A 17,661-nucleotide genomic window follows, 5' to 3' on the forward strand; every position below is an offset into this window, starting at 1 on the left:
TTTCATAGCAATATTCGCCGTTCGTGAGTGTCAAAGCTTACGCGCTTTTCTTGAAGTGTGGCACGCCAAACGTCTGTGCCTAACAACAATATTTGTGTTTTGAAACAACATATTGTCGGGTCATCAAGGTGCTCCGCGACAAAGTTGTTCGCTCGCTATCGGCGCCGCCGTGTCATCGTTCATCAGCGGGCGCAGCACGATGGCGGTCAGGTTGTCGATATGCAGCTCGGGCGGCGGATTGCTTGTCATTTCGGCAAACAGGGCCTCGGTCATGGCGCGCGCGCTGTGCTGCGCCTTGAACAAGCCCGGCCAGCGCGCCAGCCAGGCGCAGGGATCGGCGCAGGCCCAGAAGCCGTCGCTGGCCAGCAGGTACACCGCGCGCGGATCGAGTTCCAGCGCGCGCCGGTCGGGCAGGTGGTACAGATACGAGGGCAGGTTGCGCGGCGACAGTTCGTACAGCCCATCGGCCAGTTCGGCCGGATTGGCGAAGGCATTGCCGAGGATGAACGCTTGCGAAATCTGGCAGCGATGCTCGCCGTGCACCTGCTGCCACCACTCGTGTTCGCCCAGCAGGCCGCACATCGCAAATGCCGTCGCCGGAACATGGTCGATGGTCATCGGCGTGACTTGCATATCGATAATTTCGTACAGGCGCGAATCGCCCACGTGGTACAGCAGGGCGGGCTTGCCGGGGCGCAGTTCGAGCATGGTCAGGGTGGTGCCGGGGCGCTTGCCGGAAGCCGGGTCGACGCCGAAATGCGCCTGCAGCTGGGCGTGCAGCAGGTCGAGCCGCGCCGACAGTTCGCCCAGCGAATGGCAGGCCGGCATCGCCAGCAGGCCGCCGACGACCGCTTCGGCCGCTTCGCGCCCGCGCCCATGTCCGCCCATGCCGTCGAGCACCGCCACGCGCAGGTGGCCGGCCGGCCAGTCCGCCACCTGCTGGCGCTGCCCGGCTTGTTCGTGCAGGAATGCGGCACTGCCGCTGCTGTCGATGACGAGGTAATTATCCTGGTTCTCCAGGCGTGGCGGCGCACCGGCGCCGGCGCTGGACTGCACCGACACGTCGAGATAGGGGCCGCAATCGAGGCTGGGAGTGACAGTTGTCATCGCGTTTGACGCAGTGTGTGGCAATGGTGACAGCTTATCCGAGACCTTGCCGCAGCAAAACGACGATCAGATGGAGGTTTCCCGCTTTCCTGTCGCGAGTGCGATGGCGTTGACGATGACGCAGGCGCCGGCGGCGGCCAGCGCGGCCTGCACGCCGACCTTGTCGGCCAGCGCGCCCCAGACCATGCTGCCGAGCGTGTAGCCGCCGGCCATGACGAACAGGTAGATCGACAGGGTGCGTGCGCGTATGCTTGGCGGAAAAGCCAGCTGCGCCGCCGCGTTCAGGGTCGACACCGTGGCCGACCACGCCATCCCGGCCACGACAATGAGCGGCACCAGCACCATCAGCGAGCGGATCATGGGCAGCAGGCACAGCATGGCGCCGTAGACCAGCAGCGAGGCACTGAGCAGGCGCGTCTTACCGATGCGGCAACGCAGCGAGGGCAGCACGAAGGCGCCGCACACCGCACCCGCGCCCAGGCTGCCCATCAGGATGCCGAACACGCTCGAATCCATGTGCAGCACTTGCTTGACGAACACCGGCAGCAAGGCCGCAAAGGCAATCGTCGAGAAAAACACGGTGCAGACGTTGAGCAGGATGTGCCGGTAGCGCCCGCAGCCGAGCGCGGTCGACACGCCGAGTTTCAGGCTGCTGGCAAAATCGATCCTGCCGCGCGGTTCGGGCACGCCGTCGCGCCACCACGACCAGTACACCGTCAGCAAACCGACGAAAGAGAGTGCATTGACCAGGAACAGCGCGCCGGCGCCGACCCAGTTGAACAGCAAGCCGCCCAGTGCCGGCCCGAGGATGGCCGCCACGTTGTAGCTCAGGTTGTTCAGGGTGGCCGCCGCTTCCACCTCGTCCGGCTCGACCAGGCCGGACATCGACGCTTGCCATGCCGGCCACATGAAGGCGGCGCCGGTGCCCATGCAGAAGGTCAATGCCAGCACGGGCCCCGCCGAAATCCGCCCGCTGATCGCCAGCGCCGCCATGACGCAGGCGCACAGGGCCATGAACAGATTACAGAAGAACAAAAACTTGGGCCGGTCGACGGCGTCGGCAATCACGCCGGCAAACAGGGCAAACAGGAAGATGGGAATGTAACTGGCGGTCTGCACCAGGCTGGCCGTGGACGCCGAGCTGGCCACCAGCGTAATCAGCCAGGCCGAGGCGAACGTCTGGGTCCAGGTGCCGAGGTTCGATATCAGGTTGGCGGTCCACAGCTGCCGGAAGCGCGCGTGGCGCAGCGGCTTCGACAAGGGCACCTTTGCGCGCAGCGACGGCGCCGGCAAGGGGACGGACAGGCTCGGTTTGGACATGATCGTTCCAGTCTACGGCGCGCCCGTGCCGTGCGTCAACACGCAGACACAAATGGTTTCACATTCGCGGTCAAAGGTGCACAATGGCGGCTTGCCAATCCGACCAGAGCGAGCATGCGTATCCGTCCTATCGAGCACAGCGATGTCCCGGCCGTGGCCGCTTTATTCCGCGCGCTGGCCACCGAATTCATTGTCCACGAATCGCCGCCGGAAGCGGCCGCCACCTTCCTGCGCGACAATGACGAGGCAGGTTTCCAGGGTTTTCTGCGCCTGGGACATGCCTATCACGTCGCCGAGATCGACGGCGAACTGGCCGGCTTCATCGCCATTCGCGAGCGCCAGCACCTGTATCACATGTTCGTCGCCAAGCGCTTCCACCGGCGCGGCGTCGCCCGCGCCCTGTGGGACGTGGCGCGGCGCGCGGCGATCGTGGCCGGCGGCGACGGCAGCTTTACCGTCAACGCCTCCAACTACGCGCTGCCGGTCTACCAAGCCATGGGCTTCGAGCGCAGCGCGCCGATGCAGTGCGTCAATGGCTTGTATTTCAACCCGATGCAGCGGCCGGCCTGACGCTGCGTCAACGCCGTGCTTCCTCCGCGCGCCGCAGCCACAGGCTGCTCGACCAGCCGCGCACGTCCCTGCCGTCGATGCGCGCGCTGACCTGCCACCAGTCGCCGTCGCGCAGGCCGGTCGTGGTGACCACCGTGCCTGCCGGCGCCACCGCGATGCGCGGCGCGCCGATGCCTTTGCCAGCGCGCAGGTTCAGGTCGTCGAAGACGGTGTAGCTCACGCCCGCCAGCAGCGGCTGCGCCGTCGCGGCCATGACCGGCTGCGCCGCCGGCAGCAGCGACAGCAGCAGGGCGCCCAGGCCCCAGGTCCCGGCGGCCAGGATGCTGGCCGCGCGCAGGTTCGGGCGGCGCCACCAGCGCGCGGGCGTGAGCCACGCCGCCAGCACCAGCGTGGCGATCAGGCCGGCCGCATAGGCGAGCACGGTCAGGTAGGTGGCGCTTGGCATGGCTGTCTCCTTATGCGTCGAAACGCAGCACATAGTGGCCCGCCACCAGATGGTGACCGGCGGGCAGCAGGTAGGGCTGGTCGGCGCTGGCCTCGCCGATGCTGGCGACAAAGGCGAGCTTCTCGTCGAGGTGATACAGGGCCTGGGTGGCGGACAGGCGGCCGATCAGGTAGCCGCCCGGTCCCGCTTCGAAGCTGAAGGCGCTGCGCGACAGGCCGATGCGGTCGGCGCTGGCGCTGTCGGCACCGCCGGCAAGGCGCAGGAAGCGCGGCGAATCGAGCACGCGCAGCGCGGCCAGCATCGGCGCGCTGCGTCCGAAGGCGAAGCGCGCACCGCCGGCCACCGGCTCGGCGACCGGGTGCGGCAGGCGCAGGATGGCGCAATAGCGTTCGGCCATGGCGGGAGCGACCGCCAGCAGGTCCACCGCGCGCGCGTCGGCCGGGGTGAAGGTGGCGGGTGCGGCGATCGGCTGGCGGCCGGCGCCGCTGAGCGCGTACAGCTGGTCGTCCGCATCGACGCCGACACCGAGCACCGCCGCTTCGCCTTCGCTTGCCAGCATCAGCGACGGGGCCAGGCCGATTTCCATCGACACGGCGCCGGTATCGCGGTAGCGCGACAGGCAGGGCAGCGCCAGGCCGACCAGGCTGACCCGCTGTTGCGCCAGCGGGGCGTAGGTGGCGTCGCTGGGGGCCGGACGATGACTGAACGGCACGGCGGTGTCGCCGCTGTCGATGCCGGGGGTGGCGCGCGGCTTCCAGACGGCGGCCGGTTTTGCCGCCGGGGCGGGGATCGGAGCCGAACCGCTGCGCCGTACACGCATCAGGAGGCGCGCCGCCGGGTCGCCCTTGGCGCTGGCGACGTAATGGCCGGTCAGCGCGTCGAGCGCGCAGTCGAATGCGCCCTTGGGCCGCACCTGTACCTCGATCGGGGCGTCGGGGCCATCGTTCACCAGCAAGATCGCGCCCGCCCCGCCGAACGGCCAGGCCGGCACCGCGTGACTGGCGCTGTCGGCGTCGTGGCCGATCAGCGCCAGGCGCTGCTGCGGGTAGATCGGGCATACCGCCTGCCAGACCACGCTGTCGCGCGAGGTCTCCACTGTATACAAGGGCTGTTCGCCGGCGGCCGGGAGGTAGACCGCGTGGCCGAACTTGACTTCGACCTGGCCCGGTTCCAGCGCATCGGTGCCGACCACGTCGTAGCGCACGTCGTCGCTGCCGAGCAGGTCGCCGAAGTCCTTCTGGTGCAGGGCCGTGAGCGACTGCGCCAGGTCGCGCACGCGGGCGCCGCGCGTCAGGTGGCGGTCGTCGTCGAGTTCGTCCTGCGCCAGCATGAGGGTAATGTGGGAGAAGCAGCGCGTCGGCGCGCGTCCGCGATGCTCGCGCGGGGAGCGCTCCAGCAGGTCGCGCAGCAGGGGGCGGCGCGAGAACAGGGCCAGGCCGGGCGCCTGCCACAGCGTTTCGGCGTTGAACACATCGTTCACCTTGCCCAGGACTTCATGTTGGACGTAGACCGGCATGGTTGATTCTCCTCGAATGATTGCGCACTGATTGCACTGAACGCTAGCAGGGGGCAGATGAAAAACAGCAGGTGGCTGCCGCCGGCCGACAGAAAACTCATGGGCTGGCCCATGATCGGGAAGATCGCCAGGTTGGTCCCCCACGACAGCAGAAAATGACCCAGCACGAAAGCCGCGCCGCCGCACAGGGCGAAGCAGCGGAAGCGCCACAGCCAGGCCTGGCGGAAGTCGCGCGTGCGCTCGCTGGCCCCGAAACAGCGCGCCGCCGTCTGCAGCAGCCCGACCAGGAACAGCGCCTGCAGCGCCCACAGGGCCAGGGCGCCCAGCAAGCCGTGGCGGTTCAGGAAGAAGGAGGGCGCAAAATCGTCCTGCACCGCCGGAATATGCAGCGCGCTGCCGCCCGGCTGGCCCATGGCGCCCAGGCCCAGCCGGCTGTCGGCACCCCACCACGCGCCTTCGGCGATGGCGCGCGCGGCCAGCAGCAACTGCTGGCCGGTATGCGGGTGCCGGGCCGGATCGAGCCACACCATGAAGCGGTCGGCATAAAAGCCCCACTGCGCCACTTCGGCCACGCCCGCGCTGCGCAGCCAGGCGATGCTGCCGGCGGCCACGCAGGCCGCGCCGAACAGGGCGGCGGTGGCGGCGTGCTTGCGGGTGGCCAGCGACCAGGCCAGGGCCATCGCCATGCACCACACCAGCAACAGGATCAGGGGCGAATAATCGTCCACCTGGACCAGGGCCAGCCCGAGCAGCGCGGCAAACAGCAGCACCGGCGCGGCCAGGCGCAGCCAGCGCCGCGCGGGACTCGAATGCTCCGGCATGTGCGCATGCCAGCCAAGCCCGATGGCCAGGCAATGCGCGCTCAGGGCGGTCAGGGCCAGCTTGGCAAATTCGACCGGCTGCAGGTCGAACACGCCGGTCTCGTCGCCGAAGACGACCTGCATCAGCAACGCGGCCAGCGCCGCCAGCGCGAACAGCGCGAGCACCCATTCGAGGCGATTTTGCGGCATGGCCGGCGCCGTGGCGCGCATCCGCAGGCGCAGGTGCGCACCGGCGCCAAGGCCGATCGCCAGCAAGGCCACCGATTTCTGGAAGTGGCGCAGCGCGGCCGATTCGGCGCCGCCGAAGCCCAGTTCGAGCTGCGCCAGCAGGCCCACCGCCAGCAGCAGCACGCCGGCGGCGGTGGCAAGGGTCAGGCGCGCCGGCACCAGCAGGCAGCCCCACAGCGCGGCCCAGGCCAGCAGCATCGACCAGCCCACGCCCGGCGCGCTGCCGGAGCGCTGGAACAGCAGCGCGGCCACGCCGGCGACGCCCAAGAGCGCACTGGCGCCGGCCGCCAGCCGGATCGCACGCCCGGTATCGCGCATAAATGGCCAGGCTCCGCGCTGCCAGTTCACCCCCGCCGCCACCGCCAGCAGGAGGCACAGGCCCAGCGCCACCGTCCACGGGCGCCCGGACGGCAGCGTCCAGATGCCGCGCTTGCGCCACTGCCACGCCACTTGCGGCGGCAGCAGCGCGTCGGCTTCGGCATACAGCGCCACATGGCGCTGCGGCAGCAGGTGCAGCACGGCGCCGTCGATCCGCACGCCCATGCGGGTGCGGCCGGCCACCAGCGTCTGCACGCCATCGAGCGCTTCGGCGCTGCGCGCCAGGTCGGCCTGTCCTTCGGGCGTCGAGATCATCAGCGGCGCGCGTTCGGCCGCGCCGGACAGCAGCAGGCCGTCGCGTGCGCGCGCGATGCTGGCGCTGGCGCCTTCCACATAAGCGATGCCGAGCCGGTTGCCGCAGTACAGATTGCCGCCGAAGCTGAGCGGACGCGCCACCGTCAGCGCCTGCGGCATGGCGCGGTTCCACAGCGCGATGGCGCGCGCGGCGAGGCCGGCGTCCGGGCAGGCCGCCTGCGCGCCGCCGTTGCGGTACAGGGTGGCGCCGTCGTAGCGCCATTCGGCGCTTGGGCCGGAAAAGGCAAGCCGGCGCGGGTCGGCCTCGCTCACGACAAAGCGCGCCGCGCCGATACGCAAGCTCTGGCCGGCGCGCAGCGCGGTCGACCCCATGCGGCGATCCACGCCATCGCGCTGGAGCAGCACTTGCTTGCCGGCGCTGACGTTGCTGGCCCACCAGCTGCCGTCGGCGGCGCGGCGCAGGCCCAGGTGGGCGTGGTCGGCCTGGGGCGCGGCCAGTTCGGCGCCGCCCACGGTGAGCGCTTCCCCGGGCCGCAGCGTCACCGAAATCCGCTCGGGCGACCAGGCCGGCGGCGCGCGCCACAGGCAGACCAGCTGCAGCAGGCACAGGACCGCGAGCAGGGCGGCGGTCAGGAGAAAACCGGGAGAACGGCCGGCAAGGCGCATCATGGCTGCGCGCCCGGCGCCAGGACGGCGCGGATGGCGCCGATCATGCGGCTGACCTGCATGGCGTGGGATGGGCGTTGCGCGCGCTCGGCCTGGAGCAGGGTGCGCAGCAGGTGCAGCGCCTCGGATGCGCCGCCGTCGCCCTGGCGGCCGAAGGCGCGCGCGAAATGCGCCGCTTCATCGTCGTGCAGGGTCGGAGGAAGGCGGTTGCCGTGGCGTGCCAGCAGCATGGCCGCGCCTTCGCCGCGGTGTTCGCGGTACGCCTGGCCGCAGTCGCTGCAAAAGCGCAGCGGCAGGCCTCCCGTGACGAGGTAGTAGAACAGCGCCCCCAGGGCGAAGTAGTCGGTGCGGGTGTCGGTATGGTAGCTGCCGTCGGCATCCGGGAAAAACTGTTCCGGCCCCTGCCAGCTGGCCGTGCCGGCGTAGGTGCCGGCCCGGCCGTCGGCCAGCAGGCGGCTGGTGCCGAAGTCCGCCAGCTTGACGCTGCCGTGCCGGCGCGACAGCAGCACGTTGGCCGGCTTCAGGTCCAGGTAGGACCATCCGTACTGGTGCACCTTGGCCAGCGCCTGGTTGATCTGCGCCAGCCAGTCGAGCAGCTGCGCGTTGCTTATCGGCCGGCCGGCATCGCGTTCGATGGCGATATGCCGCCCAAGGTCGGTGTCGAGCAGTTCGAGCGCCATGACCGGCAGGCCATCGTGTTCGCCGCTGTCGAGCAGGCGCACGAGGTGACGCTCGTCCCATGGCGCGAGCGACCGCAGGAAGGCGATTTCCTTGCGGGCGCTGGCGATCCAGCGTTCCTGCTGCAAGGGATGGGCGCGCGCCATCTGGTCGCGGTTGACCAGCTTGAGCGCCACTTCGCCGCGCGGGCCCATCGCCCTCCACACGACGCCGTAGGCGGAGCCGCCCAACTGGCCGCACAGGCGGTACTGGCCCGCGCCGAGTGCGATGATCGCTTCCGCTGTTTCCATGCTGTCCCCCCGTGGCGCCGGCACCTGCCGTCAGCAGGTCAATAGCGGAGGGGGCGAGAAAGGGGCGGGTCGACAAAAAAAGGGCACGATAATCTCGTGCCCCGGGCAAAACAGGAAGCGCTGGCCGCGATTAACGGCCGTATCCGTGGCCGTATCCATGACCGCGACCGCGTCCATGGCCGTAGCCGTGGTGATGGTGGCGGCGGCCACGCTCGACATACACGACCGCCGGTGGGCCGTAGTAGCGCGGAGGCGGCGCGTAATACACCGGGGCCGGCTGGTAGTAGCTGCGCGATTCGACATACACGCGTGCCGGCTCGCGGTACGGACGCTCGTAGCGGCGCTCGTCGTAGCGGGTCTCGTAGCGCGTATCGTAACGGTTGTCGTAGTAGCCACGGTTGCTGTCGCGGGTGCTGACCGAATTGCCGACCACCGCACCGAGCACGCCGCCGACCAGGGCGCCGTTGCGCGATCCGGTACTGTGCCCGATGGCTGCACCGGCCACTGCGCCGATCGCCGTATTGACGCCACGGTCGCTAGCCATTGCGGTGGAGGAGAGGGCCGCTGCGGCCAGCATCACCGCACCAACAAATTTTGTATTCAACATAGCGTTTCCTTTGGCCTCAACCGAGATCGGGATGATCACGCAAGCGCTGGGGCATGACTCCACTATAGTCCCGCTTCATGCGAACACCATTCTTAATACATAATCTTACAAATCCGGGCATCGTGTAACAAGGCCGGCCAGCGATCTTTCCCCTTGCGTATGCCGCCCGCCGCCCCATCTGATACCGGTTACCCTCCCGATTCCGGACTTGCCCATGCATGCGCGCGCCATCTTCATCGTACTGGCACTTCTGTCAATGTTGCATGTGTATATAGGCATGCGGCTTGTTCCCGCCATCGATCCCGGGCCGCCGGGCGTGGCCGTGGCCATCGCGCTGCTGGCGGCATCGACCCTGCTGATGCCGGCCGGCCTGCTGTCGGTCCGCTTCAAGCGCTGGCGCTGGTCCGACCAGCTGGCGTGGGCCGGCATGCTGACCATGGGGCTGTTCTCGTCGCTGCTGGTCCTGACCTTGCTGCGCGACCTGGCGCTGCTGGCGCTGACCGTGTTCGGCGCCGCCGGCGACCAGGTGGTGCGCGGCACGGCGATTGCGGTGCCGCTGGTGGCGCTGGGCGTGACCCTGGTCGGCCTGGTCAACGCGCGCCGGGTGGCGCGCGTGGTCGAGGTGGACGTGCCGATCGCCGGCCTGCCGCCGGAGCTGCACGGCTACTCGATCGTGCAGATCTCGGACCTGCATGTCGGCCCGACCATCAAGCGCGGCTACCTGAACGCCATCGTCACCAAGGTCAACGCGCTCGAACCCGACGCCATCGCGATCACCGGCGACACGGTCGACGGCAGCGTGCGGCGCCTGCGCCTGCACACCGAGCCGCTGGCGCGCCTGTCGGCCCGCGACGGCGCATTTTTCGTCACCGGCAACCACGAATACTATTCCGGCGCCGACGAATGGATCGCCGAGATGCGCCGCCTCGGCCTGACGGTGCTGATGAACCAGCACGTCGTGTGCGAACGCGGCGACGCGGCATTGATGATCGCCGGCGTGACCGACTTCACCGCCCACCACTTCAACGAATCGCACCGCAGCAATCCGCGCGCGGCGGCGGCCGGCGCGCCCGCTCACGTGGCGGTGCGCATCCTGCTCGCGCACCAGCCGCGCAGCGCGCCGGCGGCGGCGGACGCCGGCTTTCACCTGCAACTGTCGGGCCATACGCACGGCGGCCAGTTCTTCCCGTGGAACCTGTTCGTGCCCTTGCAGCAGCCGTTCACGGCGGGCCTGAACCGCATGCGCGAACTATGGGTGTACACCAGCCGGGGCACCGGCTACTGGGGGCCGCCCAAGCGCTTCGGCGCGCCGTCCGAGATCACGCGCGTGCGCCTGGTGACAGCCTGACCGCAACCATCCCCGGCACGGATGGCGCAAATGCGCTATCGTTGGCATCCCTCTGCCATCTTCAAGGATTGAACGCATGTCACGCACGCTCCGCCAGCCCGTCTTGTCCCTTCTCGCCGCCAGCATGATCAGTGGCGGCGCGTTCGCCGCCGCACCCGGCAACGACCCCGCCGCGCTGGCGAAGATCCGCGACACCGCGCTCGAAAGCGACTGGGCCTACGAGCGCCTGGCCGACATGACGGACCTGATCGGTCCGCGCCTGTCCGGATCGGCCGGCGCCGCCGCCGCCGTGACCCAGGTGGCCGACGCCATGCGCAAGCTGGGCGCCACCGTCACGCTGCAGCCGGTCAAGGTGCCGCACTGGGTGCGCGGCGAAGAAAAGGGCGAACTGGTGGACTATCGCGGGCGTCCGGCCGGCGTGACCCAGCGCGTGGTGCTGACCGCCCTGGGCGGCTCGTCGGCCACCCCGGCGGCGGGATTGGTGGCGCCGGTGATCGTGGTGCGCAGCTTCGACGAACTCAAGGCGCGCGGCGCCGCCGTCAAGGGCAGCATCGTGCTGTTCGACGTGGCCTTCGACCAGGGCATGGCCGACCGCGGGCAAGCCTCGCAAGCCTACCGCCAGGGCGCCCGCTACCGGGTCGGCGGGCCGCGCATGGCCGCCGAGATGGGCGCGGCGGCGGCGCTGGTGCGCTCGGTCGGCGGCGCCGACTTCCGCCTGCCGCACACCGGCACCGGCGGCATGCAGGACGGCGCGCGGATTCCGGCGGCGGCGGTGAGCGCCGAAGACGCCATGCTGATGGTGCGCCTGGCCGCGCGCGGGCCGCTCTCGATGCGCCTGACGCTCACGCCGCAGAACCTGCCCGACGCCGACAGTTTCAACGTCATCGCCGACCTGCCCGGCACCGACAAGGCCGACGAAATCGTGATCGTCTCGGGCCACCTCGATTCCTGGGACCTGGCCACCGGCGCCCACGACGACGGCGCCGGCGTGGCCAGCGCGATGGCGGTGATCGAGACGCTGAAAAAGCTCGACTACCGCCCGCGCCGCACCATCCGCGTGATCGCCTGGGCCAACGAGGAAAACGGCGGGCGCGGTGCGCAAGCCTACTACGAGGCGAACAAGGCGGCGGTGGGCAAGCAGATCGCCGCCATCGAAAGCGACTCCGGCGCCGGGCGCCCGTTCGGCCTGCGCGCCAGCGTGCTCGCGCGCGATGTGGCGCAATTTGCGCCGCTGCAGGCCGCGCTGGAACCGATGGGCGCCGGCGCCTTCCAGCGCGCCGATGTGCTCAGCACGGGCGACCTGCACGAACTCGAACAGGCGGGCGTGCCGAGTTTTTCGCCACTGATCGACACATCGACCTACTTCCACTATCACCATACGGCGGCCGATACGCTCGACAAGGTCGACCCGGAAAACCTGCGCCGCCATGTGGCCTTGATGACCGCCACCACCTGGTTCCTGGCCAACACCGACAAGCCGGTGGCGCGCTGGGTGGACGCCGCCAGACAATAGGCGACCGCTCAGAAAGCGTTCAGCGGGATCTTCAGGTAGCGCACGCCGTTGTCCTCGGGGTCCGGCAGGTGGCCGGCGTTGAGGTTGACCTGGATCGCCGGCAGGATCAGGGTCGGCATGGCCAGGGTGGCGTCGCGCCGCGTGCGCATCGCCACGAAGTCGGCTTCGCTCACGCCGTCGTGCACATGGATGTTGTGGGCGCGCTGGTCGGCGACCGTGGTTTCCCATGCCGGTGCGCGGCCTTGCGGCGGATAGTCGTGGCACATGAACAGGCGCGTGGCCGGGGGCAGGGCGAGGATGCGCCGCACCGACCGGAACAGCTGCGATGCGCTGCCGCCGGGGAAGTCGCAGCGCGCCGTGCCCACATCGGGCATGAACAGGGTATCGCCCACGAACACGGCGTCGCCGATGCGGTAGGCCATGTCGGCCGGTGTGTGTCCCGGCACGTGCAGCGCGTGCGCTTGCAGCTCGCCGATGGCGAATTGTTCGTCCGGTTCGAACAGGTGGTTGAAGCGGGTCGGCTCGCCCGCATCGGCAAACAGCGCCGAAAAAGCGCGCTGCACGGTGCGGATGCCGGCGCCGATGGCGGTGCGTCCGCCCAGTTGCGCGGCCAGGTAAGGCGCGGCCGACAGATGGTCGGCGTGGGCATGGGTTTCGAGCAGCCACGCCACCGTGAGTGCGTGCGCGCGCACGAAAGCGACGACGCGGTCGGCCGATGTGGTGGACGTGCGCCCGGATGTGGGATCGAAATCGAGCACCGGATCGATGATCGCGCATGGCGTGCCGGGGCCCGCGTGGACCACGTAGGTGACGGTGGCGGTGCTGTCGTCGAAGAAGGGCTGGATCTGCGCTGGCGTGGAATGGATGGCGGTCGTCATGGCGCGATTATAAGCTGACCGGGCGCGGCGGCAAGGCGTGAAAAAGCCCGGCGGTTCCGTTGGGAACTGGCCGGGCTGGATGAGCGTGGATCGACTACAGGTTCAGGCGTGGCAGGTAGCCGCCTGGAATGATGCCGAAGACCGACAGGACGATCAGGATCAGGAGAATGATGAACAGCACGCGGACGATCTGCGCCACCGGGGCGGGCAGTGGCAGCATGCTGACGAGCCACCAGATCAATCCGAAGATGACCAGGTAGATGATGAGGCTGATGAGGATATTCATTGTTGTTTTCCTATACGGCTGTTGTTATATAAGTAGTGCGTCGGAGTAGACAGAACCGACGATATCGGAAAAGCATGCGTCGATCCGTTCGGTAGGGCACATAAGCCGGTGTCTGGCGCGGGCGGATGTCCACCCCGGTGCCAGGTCTGACAATCGGACACTGTCCACCCCGGTGCCAGGTCTGACAATCGGACACGGCCTCGGCATTAATGCAGCTCGGTTCGTGTCCACATCTGTCCACCCCGGTGCCAGGTCTGACAATCGGACACGGCCTCGGCATTAATGCAGCTCGGTTCGTGTCCACAGCTGTCCACCCCGGTGCCAGGTCTGACAATTGTCCACCCCGGTGCCAGGTCTGACAATTGTCCACCCCGGTGCCAGGTCTGACAATTGTCCACCCCGGTGCCAGGTCTGACAATCGGACACGGCCTCGGCATTAACGTGGTTCAGCTTGTCCACATCGGTGCCAGGTCTGACAATCGGACACGGCCTCGGCATTAATGCAGCTCAGCTCGTGTCCACACCGGTGCCAGGTCTGACAATTGTCCACCCCGGTGCCAGGTCTGACAATCGGACCCGGCCTCGGCATCAACGTGGTTCAGCTCGTGTCCGAATGTCAGGTCCACACCAGTGCCAGGTCTGACAATCGGACCCGGCCTCGGCATCAACGTGGTTCAGCTCGTGTCCGAATGTCAGGTCCACACCAGTGCCAGGTCTGACAATCGGACCCGGCCTCGGCATCAACGTGGTTCAGCTTGCCCACATCGGTGCCAGGTCTGACAATCGGACACTGTCCACCCCGGTGCCAGGTCTGACAATCGGACACGGCCTCGGCATCAACGTGGTTCAGCTTGTCCACATCGGTGCCAGGTCTGACTGTCCACATCGGTGCCAGGTCTGACAATCGGACACGGCCTCGGCATCAACGTGGTTCAGCTCGTGTCCGAATGTCATGTCCACACCAGTGCCAGGTCTGACAATCGGACACGGCCTCGGCATCAACGTGGTTCAGCTCGTGTCCGAATCTCAGACCTGGCACCGGGAGGGACAAGACCTGGCACCGGGAGGGACACGGCCTCGGCATCAACGTGGTTCAGCTCGTGTCCGAATGTCAGACCTGGCACCGGGTGGGACACGGCCTCGGCATCAACGTGGCTCAGCTCGTGTCCGAATGTCAGACCTGGCACCGGGGTGGACACGGACTCGGCGTTGGGCAGCGGTGTCGTTGCCGGCGGGGGCGTTTTTAGTCGACCGGGACGCGGCGGATGGCGCGGGCGCGGCCGCGGAAGGGGCGGCCGTACATGGTCTGGATGCCGCTCGTGAAATTCTGCCCCCACACCAGGTGCGCACGCGGCTCCTGCGTTTCGCATGACCAGTACCATACCCGCTGGAAATGTTCGTGCAGATTGGCGTACAGCAGGGCCAGCTCGCGCCGCGTCGGCAATTCCCCGCCGCAGGCCAGCGCCCAATCGCGGGCGATTCCCCACGGAACATCTTCCACTTCTTCCGGCAACAGCACCAGGTGGTGGTCGCGGCTGTTGTTCTTTCCAAGTATTAAACCAGCGTAGTGCTCGCCGGCGGGGAGGGTGTGTTTGACAGCGGTGTAGTCGCGCATGGGGGCTCCGTCATGGTGGTTGTCCTCCTTAGAGCAGCCCGACGCACGCGAGTTGCACCGCCGCGTTTGATTTCCATCCGGAAAATACAAGTATGGTTCACATACTTGACAAAAATTTTCCTGTCAAATCATTGAACCTAATCATTTGATCCCGCTCAAACCTTGCTCATTCACGTCACAAGGTAAGGAACCTGTAATGAAAAAATTTGTCACCTTTGCTTCGGAAATCCGTGTCAACGCGTTGCTTTGCAGCAGCATGACGGTCTTGCTGGCCGCTTGCGGCGGCGGCAGCGGCGAACAGGGCTTGTCCCAGGCTAAGCAACAAACGCAGACCGCCGGCACCATGGTCAGTGTCGCCGCCGCCGCCACCGAGGCGTCGCCGGCCGACGCGCTGATGGCCGTCCGTGCCGATGGCGAGCAATCCGGATCCGCTGCTGTCGTCGCCCAGGATATCGCCGTCCAGGCGGCGGACGCCGCCCCAGCCAATTACAGCGAAAAGGATTTTGCCCTGGTCGGCTACGGCGCCGGCGACGCCATGCCCGCCAGCGCCACCGCCTACGGCGCCACCGATGCGGCTGCGCTGGCCGCCGCCGGCGCGCCCCTGGGCGCCGATGCCAGTTCCCCGGCCTCGGCCGTGATTCCCTCGACGACCTACAAGTTCTACGTGGCGCCGAACGGCAACGACAACAACGCCGGCAGCGCGTCCGCGCCGTTCAGGACGATCGCCCGGGCGGCGCGCGCCGCCAGGGCCAGCACCACCGTCTTTGTGGCGCCCGGCACCTACGCCGGCGGCATCAAGACCACCGTCAGCGGCAATGCCTCGGGGCGCATCTACTTTGTCTCGACCACCAAATGGGGCGCGAAGATCGTCGTTGCCGGTTCCAGCGGCAAGGCCGGTTGGGATAATCGCGGCAACTACGTCGATATCGTCGGCTTCGAAGTCAACGGGAACGGCGGCAAGTGGACCAGCGGCATCTACAACGGCGGTTCCTACGATATGATTCGCGGCAATTACGTGCACCATGTCGCCAAGGGTGTCGGCTGCAACAGCGCCGGCGGGTCGGCGATCGGCGTGGACAGCTACTACAAGGGCGTCAAGTCGGACGTGGTCGGCAACCTCGTGCACGATATCGGCCCGGCCGGCTGCCGCTTTATCCAGGGCATTTATGTCAGCACCTCGGGCAGCGTGAAGAACAATGTGGTCTACCGCGTGTCGGAAGGCGCGATCCACCTGTGGCACGACGCCAACCGCGTGATCATCACGAATAACACGGTGACGACCTCGAACACCGGCATCATCGTCGGCGGCGGCGACTTCTATCACACCAGGGGACCGGCCGATTACATTGCCGTGTACAGCAACATCGTATACGACAACAAGATGGGCATTTCGGAGCAGGGCAAGACGGGCAAGAACAATACCTACCGCAACAACTTGGTATTCAAGAACTCGACCTACAACTTCCAGCTCAAGAATGGCCTGAGCCACTCGGGCACCGTCAGTTCCGAGCCCCTGTTCGTGTCGTACACCCGCACCGGCACGCCGGACCTGCGCCTGAGCAGCAGCTCGCCTGCGATCGGGCGCGCTACCCCGACCGAGGCGTTGCCGTACGACTTCCTGGAACGTCCGCGCGATACCAGCACCGGTTTCGACATCGGCGCCTATCAGCACTAATCGCCCTTGAAACAGCGGTAACTCCCCCGATGCGCATGGCCGGTGACGGCTGGCGCATCGTCAATACGGCACGCCCGGCTCCGCGAGCGGGCGTGCGCATTCGGCAGCGATCCGGTACGATGAAGGGAGAACCCCAATCGTCGAAGGAGAAACCTGATGTTGCCTACCCCATTGTCTTGCTGTATCGCTGCCGCACTGAGCGCGCTGGCGCTGCCCGCCGCGCTGGCCCAGTTGCCCACCAGCGATGCGCCGCCCGCCGCCAAAGGCTGGCGCGCGGAAACGGTGAGCGAAGGCTTGTCGCATCCCTGGGCCATGGGCTGGCTGCCGGACGGCCGCCTGCTGGTCACTACCAAGAACGGCAAGCTGTATCTGCTCAAGGGCAAGCGCTTCGAGGAGGTGCCGATGGACGGCTTGCCGCCGGTCTTCTCCAACGGGCAGGGCGGCTTGCTCGACATCGCCGTCCATCCGGGCGACAAGACCAATCCCCGCATCTACATGACCATGGCCACCGGTACCGACGAGGCCAACCGGACCACCCTGGTGCAGGGCGTGTTCGACGGCAAGCGCGTGAGCGGCATCAAGACCCTGTTCCGCGCCCAGCCCGACAAGAGCGGCGGCCAGCACTTCGGCTCGCGCCTGCTGTGGCACAAGGACGGCACCTTGTTGATGAGCATCGGCGATGGCGGTAATCCGCCGCAGCAGATCGGCGGCATGCTGGCGCGCGACCAGGCCCAGAACCTGGGCAGCCACAACGGTTCGATCCTGCGCCTGACCGATGCCGGCAAGGCCGCACCGGGCAATCCGCTGGCCAGCCGTCCGGGCGCGCTGCCGGAAATCTGGAGCTACGGCCACCGCAACATCCAGGGCATGGCGCTCGACGCCAGCGGCCGCGTGTGGGCGACCGAACACGGACCGCGCGGCGGCGATGAACTGAACCTGGTCGAAGCCGGTCAAAACTATGGCTGGCCGCTGCAAAGCTACGGGCGCGATTACCGCACGGGCGAAGCGGTCGGCCAGCCGGTGGTGCCCGGCATGACCCAACCCCGGATTGCGTGGGTGCCATCGCCGGGCGCGTCCGGCCTGGTGCAGTACAGCGGCAGCCAGTTCCCCCAATGGCGCGGCAGCCTGTTCAGCGGCGGCCTGGCCACCACGGACCTGCGACGCATCGTGCTCGACAAGGATGCGAACGTGGTCGCGCAGGAACGCCTCAATATCGGCAAGCGCGTGCGCGATGTGCGCCAGGGGCCGGATGGCCATCTGTACGTGATGACGGACGAAGATAACGGCCAGTTGCTGCGGATCGTGGCCCAGTGAACCGGCGCGGTAAGCCTGCGCAGTAAACCGGCGCAGTAAAGCGGCGCAGTAAAGCGGCGCAGTAAACCGGCGCCGTAAACGGCGGCGGCCCGCCGCAGCGCATGTCGATTGCGCTGCGGCGGGCCGACATGGCCGCGTCACCCCGGGGCCG

Annotated in this window: 15 protein-coding genes; 5 read left to right on the forward strand and 10 right to left on the reverse strand. The window is 67.8% G+C overall.

Features of this window, described 5'->3' with window-relative positions; genetic code table 11:
• Positions 1-123 precede the first annotated feature (123 nt).
• Both EJB06_RS07225 and EJB06_RS07230 read right to left on the reverse strand, forming a co-directional pair.
• Complete coding sequence (locus EJB06_RS07225) at positions 124-1,107, reverse strand: PP2C family protein-serine/threonine phosphatase (protein WP_126073325.1); 984 nt, start codon at positions 1,105-1,107, stop codon at positions 124-126.
• Between the two features lie 66 nt (positions 1,108-1,173).
• Complete coding sequence (locus EJB06_RS07230) at positions 1,174-2,427, reverse strand: MFS transporter (protein WP_126073326.1); 1,254 nt, start codon at positions 2,425-2,427, stop codon at positions 1,174-1,176.
• A 114-nt stretch (positions 2,428-2,541) separates the two neighbouring features.
• Here EJB06_RS07230 and EJB06_RS07235 point away from each other — a divergent pair, with 114 nt between their 5' ends.
• Entirely contained in the window at positions 2,542-2,997 is a 456-nt protein-coding gene (locus EJB06_RS07235; RefSeq protein ID WP_126073327.1) for a GNAT family N-acetyltransferase, read from the forward strand.
• A gap of 7 nt (positions 2,998-3,004) precedes the next feature.
• On the opposite strand, the gene EJB06_RS07240 is transcribed toward EJB06_RS07235, so the two are convergent.
• The 5 genes from EJB06_RS07240 to EJB06_RS07260 all read right to left on the reverse strand — a co-directional run bounded on the left by EJB06_RS07240 (position 3,005) and on the right by EJB06_RS07260 (position 8,881).
• Complete coding sequence (locus EJB06_RS07240; RefSeq protein ID WP_126073328.1) at positions 3,005-3,442, reverse strand: SH3 domain-containing protein; 438 nt, start codon at positions 3,440-3,442, stop codon at positions 3,005-3,007.
• Positions 3,443-3,452: 10 nt separating this feature from the next.
• Positions 3,453-4,958 (reverse strand): hypothetical protein, encoded by a 1,506-nt coding sequence (locus EJB06_RS07245; protein ID WP_126073329.1) that lies wholly within the window; start codon positions 4,956-4,958, stop codon positions 3,453-3,455.
• Positions 4,919-7,309 carry an FtsW/RodA/SpoVE family cell cycle protein gene (locus EJB06_RS07250; RefSeq protein ID WP_229426970.1) on the reverse strand — a complete coding sequence of 797 codons (2,391 nt, stop codon included), beginning with the start codon at positions 7,307-7,309 and terminating at the stop codon, positions 4,919-4,921. The genes EJB06_RS07245 and EJB06_RS07250 overlap by 40 nt, the downstream gene beginning before the upstream one ends.
• Entirely contained in the window at positions 7,306-8,274 is a 969-nt protein-coding gene (locus EJB06_RS07255) for a protein kinase domain-containing protein (RefSeq protein ID WP_126073330.1), read from the reverse strand. The genes EJB06_RS07250 and EJB06_RS07255 overlap by 4 nt, the downstream gene beginning before the upstream one ends.
• Before the next feature lie 130 nt (positions 8,275-8,404).
• Positions 8,405-8,881 carry a YMGG-like glycine zipper-containing protein gene (locus EJB06_RS07260; RefSeq protein ID WP_126073331.1) on the reverse strand — a complete coding sequence of 159 codons (477 nt, stop codon included), beginning with the start codon at positions 8,879-8,881 and terminating at the stop codon, positions 8,405-8,407.
• 214 nt (positions 8,882-9,095) lie between these two features.
• On the opposite strand from EJB06_RS07260, the gene EJB06_RS07265 reads away from it, so the two are divergent.
• Positions 9,096-10,229: a metallophosphoesterase gene (locus EJB06_RS07265; RefSeq protein ID WP_370660115.1), complete on the forward strand. Its 1,134-nt coding sequence runs from the start codon at positions 9,096-9,098 to the stop codon at positions 10,227-10,229.
• Between the two features lie 76 nt (positions 10,230-10,305).
• Positions 10,306-11,742: a M20/M25/M40 family metallo-hydrolase gene (locus EJB06_RS07270; RefSeq protein WP_126073333.1), complete on the forward strand. Its 1,437-nt coding sequence runs from the start codon at positions 10,306-10,308 to the stop codon at positions 11,740-11,742.
• An 8-nt stretch (positions 11,743-11,750) separates the two neighbouring features.
• Here EJB06_RS07270 and EJB06_RS07275 read toward each other — a convergent pair whose 3' ends face one another.
• The 3 genes from EJB06_RS07275 to EJB06_RS07285 form a co-directional block, all read right to left on the reverse strand.
• A complete protein-coding gene (locus EJB06_RS07275) occupies positions 11,751-12,620 on the reverse strand; it encodes an MBL fold metallo-hydrolase (protein WP_126073334.1) in 870 nt (289 codons plus the stop codon).
• Positions 12,621-12,714: 94 nt separating this feature from the next.
• Positions 12,715-12,906 (reverse strand): Thivi_2564 family membrane protein, encoded by a 192-nt coding sequence (locus EJB06_RS07280; RefSeq protein ID WP_126073335.1) that lies wholly within the window; start codon positions 12,904-12,906, stop codon positions 12,715-12,717.
• A 1,243-nt stretch (positions 12,907-14,149) separates the two neighbouring features.
• Entirely contained in the window at positions 14,150-14,521 is a 372-nt protein-coding gene (locus tag EJB06_RS07285) for a DUF1566 domain-containing protein (protein WP_126073336.1), read from the reverse strand.
• Between the two features lie 196 nt (positions 14,522-14,717).
• On the opposite strand from EJB06_RS07285, the gene EJB06_RS07290 reads away from it, so the two are divergent.
• Both EJB06_RS07290 and EJB06_RS07295 read left to right on the forward strand, forming a co-directional pair.
• On the forward strand, positions 14,718-16,196 hold the full coding sequence (locus EJB06_RS07290) for a right-handed parallel beta-helix repeat-containing protein (protein WP_126073337.1): 1,479 nt from the start codon (positions 14,718-14,720) through the stop codon (positions 16,194-16,196).
• A gap of 156 nt (positions 16,197-16,352) precedes the next feature.
• Positions 16,353-17,510, forward strand: coding sequence for a PQQ-dependent sugar dehydrogenase (locus tag EJB06_RS07295; protein ID WP_126073338.1), 1,158 nt, complete (start codon positions 16,353-16,355; stop codon positions 17,508-17,510).
• Positions 17,511-17,661: the final 151 nt, after the last annotated feature.

It is taken from the genome of Massilia atriviolacea (assembly GCF_003953935.1).
GTDB lineage: Bacteria > Pseudomonadota > Gammaproteobacteria > Burkholderiales > Burkholderiaceae_D > Telluria_A > Telluria_A atriviolacea.